Origin of the sequence: Mesorhizobium sp. M4B.F.Ca.ET.089.01.1.1, assembly GCF_004022605.1 — a bacterium.
In the GTDB taxonomy this organism is placed as follows: Bacteria; Pseudomonadota; Alphaproteobacteria; order Rhizobiales; family Rhizobiaceae; genus Mesorhizobium; species Mesorhizobium abyssinicae.
Genome location: NZ_RZOS01000434.1, coordinates 1 through 4711 on the forward strand (window position 1 = coordinate 1; position 4711 = coordinate 4711).

General features: G+C 65.2%; 6 protein-coding genes. 1 reads left to right on the plus strand and 5 read right to left on the minus strand.

The annotated features are described in order from the left end of the window. The 4 genes from EN780_RS27845 to argH all read right to left on the minus strand — a co-directional run. Window positions 1-607: alanine racemase (locus tag EN780_RS27845; RefSeq protein ID WP_189556785.1), on the minus strand; the 607-nt coding region annotated here is incomplete at its 3' end. A 70-nt stretch (window positions 608-677) separates the two neighbouring features. Continuing rightward, the gene (locus tag EN780_RS27850; protein WP_127391827.1) at window positions 678-884 is read right to left on the minus strand and encodes a hypothetical protein; all 207 of its coding nucleotides are present in this window, start codon (window positions 882-884) and stop codon (window positions 678-680) included. A gap of 91 nt (window positions 885-975) precedes the next feature. Then, window positions 976-1239: a hypothetical protein gene (locus EN780_RS27855; RefSeq protein ID WP_127312130.1), complete on the minus strand. Its 264-nt coding sequence runs from the start codon at window positions 1237-1239 to the stop codon at window positions 976-978. Between the two features lie 11 nt (window positions 1240-1250). Beyond that, a complete protein-coding gene (gene argH, locus EN780_RS27860; RefSeq protein ID WP_128275902.1) occupies window positions 1251-2651 on the minus strand; it encodes an argininosuccinate lyase in 1401 nt (466 codons plus the stop codon). 36 nt (window positions 2652-2687) lie between these two features. On the opposite strand from argH, the gene EN780_RS27865 reads away from it, so the two are divergent. Next, the gene (locus EN780_RS27865; protein WP_128275903.1) at window positions 2688-3374 is read left to right on the plus strand and encodes a TlpA disulfide reductase family protein; all 687 of its coding nucleotides are present in this window, start codon (window positions 2688-2690) and stop codon (window positions 3372-3374) included. Here EN780_RS27865 and EN780_RS27870 read toward each other — a convergent pair. After that, window positions 3366-4711: EAL domain-containing protein (locus EN780_RS27870; RefSeq protein ID WP_245500160.1), on the minus strand; the 1346-nt coding region annotated here is incomplete at its 5' end. The two genes, EN780_RS27865 and EN780_RS27870, sit on opposite strands and share 9 nt — an antisense overlap.

Consider the following 4711-nt stretch of genomic DNA (forward strand, 5'->3'; position numbering starts at 1 on the left):
GGCTGCCGATATGGGTGTCGATGCCGGTGACCCTGATGCCGGGCAGTTGCGCGGCGCGGGCATAGACCTGGCGCGCCCTTTGCCACGCAATGCCGAACTTGTTCTCGGCCTTGCCGGTGGAAATCTTCTTGTGTGTCTTGGCGTCGACGTCCGGATTGATGCGCAGCGAGATAGGCGCGACCTTGCCAAGCGCGGCGGCACGGGCCGAAAGCAGTTCCAGCTCCGGCTCGGATTCGACGTTGAAGCAGAGGATGCCGGCCGAAAGCGCGAAATCCATCTCCCGCGCCGTCTTGCCGACGCCCGAGAACAGGATCTTGCTGGCCGGAATGCCGGCGGCAAGGGCGCGGCGCAACTCGCCTTCCGAGACCACGTCGGCGCCGGCGCCAAGCCTTGCCAGCGTCTTCAGCACCGCCTGGTTGGAGTTCGCCTTCATGGCGTAGCAGACCAGCGTGTCGAGCCCGGCGAAGGCCTCCTTGAAGACGCGGAAATGCCTGGTCAGCGTCGCCGTCGAATAGCAATAGAACGGCGTACCGACCTGTGCCGCGATGTCAGGCAGGGCGACGTCCTCGGCATGCAGCACGCCGTCGCGATAGTCGAAATGGTTCACGAGAGTGGTTCCGAACAAGTTTGAGTACGACGAGATCGGGTTTGGAAAGACCAAACCCAGCTCATCGACTCTAGAGCAGCGGGTCGAGGATGAACTTCTTGTCCTCGACCGGTTTTTCCGGCTCCGGCGGCACGGGCTGATGGGCCTTCTCGGCATCCTTGCGCGCCTGCACGGCCGCCTCGTAAGGCGTGTCGAGGCCGGTCCTTCGGCCGCAGGCCGTGACGGCAACCATCGCCGCGAGCAGCGCGAGCGTCACCAAAATCCTGCTTGCGGTCATCGATCCATCCGTCCGAAACTGTTTGCGTGCTGCGCTTTTAGCCGAGTTTTCGGCGCATTGCATCCCGGCAAAATCAAGCCCCGAGAATTCGTCATTCGTCCAGCCGATGGACATACACACCAAACTCGGACGTGGCGGAAAAGTGGAAACTTCCGGCACTTCTTGGCCCCATACCGAAGCCGTCGTTGGCTTTCTCATCAGCAACTGCAAGGAGAAGTTCTGCGAGAAGGTGCAGCGCCCGCTTCGAGCCTTGTATGAGAATCTTTGGATCCCCACCGTCGTTGTCGGAAAGAAGAGCCAGGCTCAGGTTGGATTTCTGGTGGCTGTAGCGTTCTAAAATCTTGTCAGTTTGCATCAATCAGCCTCTCACGCCTTGGCCAGGCGCTTTTTCCAGTAGCGGATCTGCTTGCGCACCTCGGACGGCGCGGTGCCGCCGAAGCTTGTGCGGCTCTTCACCGAGTTCTGCACGGCAAGCACGGAGAAGATGCCCTGCGTGATGCCGGGATGGATCGACTGCAGATCCTCGAGCGAAAGCTTCTCCAGCCCGACCTTCTTGTCCTCGGCCAGCGCCACGGCGCGGCCGGTGACGTGATGCGCCTCGCGGAAGGGCAGGCCGAGATTGCGCACCAGCCAGTCGGCAAGGTCGGTCGCGGTCGCGTGGCCCGAGCCGGCGGCCTTCTTCATGGCGGCGGCGTTGACGGTCATGTCGCGCACCATGCCGGTCATCGCCGCCAGCATCAGGTCGAGCGTCTCGGCGGCGTCGAAGACCGATTCCTTGTCTTCCTGCATGTCCTTGCCGTAGGTCAGCGGCATGCCCTTCATCACCGTCAAAAGGCCGACCAGATGGCCGTTGACGCGGCCGGTCTTGCCGCGCACCAGCTCGGCGGCGTCGGGGTTCTTCTTCTGCGGCATGATCGAGGAGCCGGTAGAGAATGAGTCCGACAGCCGGACGAAGCCGAATTGCGGCGTCGACCAGATGATGATCTCCTCGGCCAGCCGCGACAGATGCGTGGCGCAGATCGCGGCCATGGCGAGAAACTCCAGCGCGAAATCGCGGTCGGAAACGCCGTCGAGCGAATTGCGCATCGGCTCGCGGAAACCAAGCGCCTTCGCCGTCTGGTGGCGGTCGATGGCGAAGCTGGTGCCGGCAAGCGCGGCCGCGCCGAGCGGGCTCTCGTCCATGCGCTCGATGGCGTCGCGGACACGCGACAGGTCGCGCGAAAACATCTCGACATAGGCCATGCAGTGGTGGCCGAAGGTTACCGGCTGCGCCGCCTGCATGTGGGTGAAGCCCGGCATCACCGTCGCCGCATGCTCCTCGGCGCGCTCGAGGAAGGCGGCGATCAGCCCCTTCAGCGCCTCGGCGACACGGAAGCATTCATCCTTGACCCAGAGCCTGAGGTCGACCGCCACCTGGTCGTTGCGCGAACGGGCGGTGTGCAGGCGGCCGGCAGCGGTACCGATCAGGTCGGCAAGGCGCGCCTCGACATTCATGTGGATGTCTTCCAGCCTGGTCGAGAACTCGAACGTGCCGGCCTCGATCTCTTTCAGGATCGTGTTCAGGCCGTCAGCGATCTTTTGCTGATCGGCCGTCGAAATAATGCCCGTTTCAGCCAACATCTCGCTATGGGCGATCGAACCTCTTATGTCCTGTGCGTAGAGTTTGCGGTCGAACGAGATCGACGCGTTGATCGCTTCCATGATCGCGGCCGGACCCGAGGCAAAACGTCCGCCCCACATCTGGTTGCTGGCCTTCTTGTCGCTCATCGCTATAACCCGTGCTCCGGAGCAGTTTTGAAGAAAATGGCAGACCGCAGTAAACTATTCCCGGCCCCGCGCCTGATCCTCGCCGCCCTGGTGGCGGGCGTGCTGGCTGGCGCGGTGGCGGTATATGTCAGCGAGAGCGCTTCTGGCAACAACGCTCCAACGCAAGTCGCGGCATCCGATGGCAAGGACGATGCCGCCTGCGCGGCCAAGGCCGAGCGCGCCAAGCAGGTCGCCGCCAAGGCTACGGGCCAGGTCGCGGCGCTGTTGCCGGCCGATCCGCCGCAGTCGCTGAAGAGCCTTGCCTTCAACGGCCCCGACGGCAAGCCGATGACGGTTGCCGACCACGCCGGCAAGACGCTGCTGCTCAATCTCTGGGCGACATGGTGCGCGCCGTGCCGCGCCGAAATGCCGGCACTCGACGCGCTGCAGAAGGAGATGGGCAGCGACCGCTTCCAGGTCGTCGCGGTCAATGTCGACACCGGCGACGACACCAAGCCGAAGAAGTTCCTTAGCGACATCGGCGTCGCAACGCTCGGCTACTACCGGGATCCGACGCTGGCGTTGTTCAACGACGTCAAGACGCGCGGGCTGGCGCTCGGCCTGCCGGTCACCATGCTGATCGACGGCGAGGGCTGCCTGATCGCGCATATGAACGGCCCCGCCGAATGGTCGGGAGCGGATGCCAGGCGGCTGGTCGAAGCCGCGCTCGGCCCGTCAAGCTGAGCGCAGGGCCGCCGCCGGTTCCAGCATCAGGATGCTGCCGCCGCCGCGCGACCTGCCGGCGCCGTCGTCCTCCTTCTCGGAAGCCACGCCGGTCAGCTCACCGAACGCCTCGATCGGGCCCGGCCTGCCAAGATAGAAGCCCTGGCCGATCTCGCAGTCCTCGGCATCGAGGAACTTGAGCTCGCCCAGCGTCTCGACGCCTTCGGCGAGCACCGGCAGGCCGAGACCGCGGCCGAGCCCGAGAACGGCGCGCACGATGGCCGCGACCTGGCCGTTCCTGTCGACCGACTTGATGAAGGATCCGTCGATCTTGATCTTGTCGAAGGGGAAGGCGCGCAGGTTGGAGAGCGAGGAATAGCCGGTGCCGAAATCGTCCATGGCGACACGGACGCCGAGTGCCTTGATCTGCCGCAAGGCCGCCAGCGCGCGCGGCATGTCCTTGATCAGCGCCGTCTCGGTGATCTCGAGCTCGAGCCTGCCCGGCGCCAGGCCGGACCGCAACAGGACCTCATGCACCTTGCGGCTGAAGTTCGGATTGTGCAGCTGCACGGCCGAGACATTGACCGCGACCATCAGCGGGTTTTTCCAGCGGGCGGCTTCCTCGCACGCGGCCGAAAGCACCCATTCGCCGATCTGGATGATGGCGCCGCTGTCCTCGGCCACCGGGATGAACACGGCAGGCGAGATGTCGCCATGCTCGGGATGGTGCCAGCGGAGCAGCGCCTCGAAGCCGATCATCCTGCCGGTACTGATCTCCTTTTGCGGCTGGTAGACGAGGCGGAATTCGCCGCGCGCCACCGCCTGGCGCAGGTCGTGCTCCATCACCCGCCTGTCGCGCGCCTCGGCGCCCATCGAGGCTTCGAAATAGCGATAGGTGTCCTTGCCCTCCGCCTTGGCGCGGTAGAGCGCGGTGTCGGCGTGGCTGACGAGCGAGGCCTGCTCGTCGGCGTCCAGCGGGTAGAGCGCGATGCCGATGCTGGCCGACACCAGGCCGCCGCCGGGCGACAGCCGGTTCTCCTCGCGCATGGCCGAAAGCACCGCCTCGGCAATGCGGCCGGCAGCCTGCGGATCCGGCAGGTTCGGGGCGATGATGGCGAATTCGTCACCGCCGAGGCGAGCCAGCATCTGTCCGTGGCGAAGCTTGGCGGAGGCGCATTGCGCCACTTTCTGCAGCATCGCGTCGCCGGCGGCATGGCCGAAGAGGTCGTTGACCTCCTTGAACCGGTCGAGATCGAGGAGCATGAGCGCGAGCTGTCCGCCCTTGCCGCCGCGGCCCGCCGCGGCGGCAAGGGCGGACAGCTCGCGCTCATGCTCCTCGATCTCGACCGGTTCAAGGA